Origin of the sequence: Allomuricauda sp. TY007 (assembly GCF_010468565.1) — a bacterium.
In the GTDB taxonomy this organism is placed as follows: domain Bacteria; phylum Bacteroidota; class Bacteroidia; order Flavobacteriales; family Flavobacteriaceae; genus Flagellimonas.
In genome coordinates this window covers 1-2,552 of sequence record NZ_WUEG01000033.1, presented here as the reverse complement: position 1 = coordinate 2,552, position 2,552 = coordinate 1, and the positions used below count along the sequence as shown (strand labels likewise).

2 protein-coding genes are annotated in these 2,552 nt (G+C 49.3%); both read right to left on the bottom strand.

All coding sequences use genetic code 11. The features are described 5' to 3' along the window. Positions 1-91: 91 nt before the first annotated feature. Entirely contained in the window at positions 92-829 is a 738-nt protein-coding gene (gene istB, locus GO009_RS17200; RefSeq protein ID WP_116186018.1) for an IS21-like element helper ATPase IstB, read from the bottom strand. Between the two features lie 24 nt (positions 830-853). Next, entirely contained in the window at positions 854-2,398 is a 1,545-nt protein-coding gene (istA, locus tag GO009_RS17195) for an IS21 family transposase (protein ID WP_116186017.1), read from the bottom strand. Positions 2,399-2,552: the final 154 nt, after the last annotated feature.

Sequence of the window (2,552 nt, the reverse complement as noted above, 5' to 3'; positions counted from 1 at the left end):
TGGATAAGCCGGGTAAACTGACCCACCTTCGCCGGATGAAACTGACCATGGCAAATGGACTGCCCAGATTTGATCTATCCTTGGGTTAAACTTAGTTTTTATTTTTCAATTTTCTTCTCATTGATTCTCCTTTTATATCTATTCTGTGGGCTGTATGCACCAAACGGTCGAGGATGGCATCGGCCAGTGTTTTCTCCCCGATAATGTCGTGCCACTTTGATACGGGCAATTGTGATGCTATTATAGTGGATTTTTTGCCGTGCCTGTCCTCGATGATCTCCATAAGTGCATGCCTATTGATGTTGTCCAATGGTTTAAGGCCGAAGTCATCCAAGATGAGCAAGTCCTGTTTTTCAAGTTTGTTTATCTGTTTTGGATAGGAACCGTCTGCCTTTGATGTCTTGAGCAGGGTAAAGAGCTTCGCAGTATTGAAGTACATCGTTTTTGACCCCATGGAACAGGCCTGGTGGCCGATGGCCGATGCCAGGTAACTTTTGCCCACGCCGGTACTACCGGTAATAAGTATGTTCTCCCTTTTTTGGATGAACCCGCAGGAACCTAGCCGCCGGACCAGGTTCTTGTCCAGTTGGCGCGACGGTCGGTAGTCTATAGCTTCCATGACGGCCGTATACCTGAACCTTGCGGACTTGGTCAATCGCTCTATCCTACGGTTGTGACGGTCGTCCCATTCGCTCTGGACGAGATAGGCGATCAGTTCATCGTTGGTGTAACCGGTGGACGGACCGCCGGTTTCCATTGTTGTGGTGAAGGCCCTGTGCATTCCATAGAGCCTCATTTCTTTCATCGATTGCATTGTTTTTTCGTTCATRTGTTCTGTTTTTAAGTATTGTTCCTATTCGTAGTATTTTCCTCCCCTTATGTTGTTGTGCTCGGGCATTTCCATGTCCCCGTCGATACCTTCATCGATCTGGTCCCACCCCTTTTTCAGGATGCGCTCGACCATATTGTAATTGTACGCACCATATTCCGCGGCACGCCTACAGGCACCGTCAAGACGTTCCCTTCCGTACTTTTTGGCAAGGTGGAGCACGCCCAGACAGGACTTATAGGATTGTTCCGGGTGTTGCTTCTTCTCCAGGATGGCAATGATGTACCCTTTACAGTGTCCGCCGATATCGCTTGCCCAATCGATGAACTTTTCACTGCTCCACTCGCTTATGAAACGATGGTGCGAGGGCATATGGTCGGCCAAGGTGGTATAGCCGTATTTCTTCCTGTTCCTTGTATGTACGGCGAACCTTTCGTGCTTATGGTAGATCTCGACGATACTGTCGGTATAGACCAGCTTGACCTGTTTGCCTATATGCCTGTAGGGCACGCTGTAATAATGCTTGTCCTTCCCAAAATAAACATGGCTGTTCTTGTGTACGGTGGCCTGGGCATAGCGTTTTACCTCATAGCGTTTCGCCGGTAACGGCATCAGTTCGCCCTTCTCGATYTCCATAAAAAGCGAACACCTGGAATATTCCCTTCCCCTGAACGACATTGCGTTGTGTTTTTCCAACAGTTCCCTTATCGCGATGTTGATATCGGTCATGCTATGGAAGACCTGGTTCCGTAAAGGGGCGAACACCCTGGTGTAGATTATCTTCACGGCGTTCTCCACTATGGCCTTGTCCCTTGGCCTATAGGTACGTGTGGGCAGTACTGCCGTTTCGTAGTGTTCGGCAAAGTCGGCGAACACCTCGTTGACCTTGGGCTCGTAACGGCTGCTCTTGGTAACCGCCGACTTAAGGTTGTCCGGCACCAAGGCCTTTGGTACGCCGCCGTAGAACCATAGTGCGTTCTCGGTGCAGCGGATGAAGTCCTCCAGTTTTTGGCTTGCACAGGCCTCTACATAAGTGTATTGGCTGCTACCGAGTATACACACGAACACCTCCAGTTCCTTCAGTTCACCGGTGTCCCTGTCAACAATATGGAGTTTCTTTCCCGTGAAGTCTATAAAGAGCTTGTCGCCGGCCTTGTGCTCCATGTGCATTACCGGAGAGGTCTCCTTGCGCCATTCGGCGTACCAATACTTGAACTGTGAGAGCTTGAAGCCATCGGGGTGCTTGGCATAATATTCTTCCCATAACAATTGTCTGGTCACCCCGGTCTTGCGAAGCTCTTTGTCAAAATAGGGAAAGTACTGCCTTAAGGTCAGCAAACGTTGGCTCTTGCGCTTTTGCCCGTCCTTAAAAAGGTTGTGGAGTTCCTCTAGGGTCATCTTCTCCACTTCGTAGGCGGTAAAACGGTACCGCCTGAAGAATTCGATGTACTTCCTGACCGTGACACGGGATATGCCCAATTGTTGGCTTATCCCACGCTTGCTCGTACCGGAGGTGTACAGTTTGTAAATCAGTTTTGTTTTTCGCATGTCTATCTGCTTGTTCGCCATGGTGCTTTTTAACAAAAAAAGCACTTAGACTTTTTACAGATAGATCTAATCTAAAGGTGGGTCACTTTGGCCCGGCGGGGGTGGGTCACTTTCGTCCGGCCAGCTATGGTCACTTTAACCCGGCGAGGGTGGTATACTATGTCCGGCGTTTCCA

Coding starts and splice junctions, on each gene's coding strand:
- istB (WP_116186018.1), bottom strand. CDS start 829: ATGAACGAAAAAACAATGCAATCGATGAAAGAAATGAGGCTCTATGGA.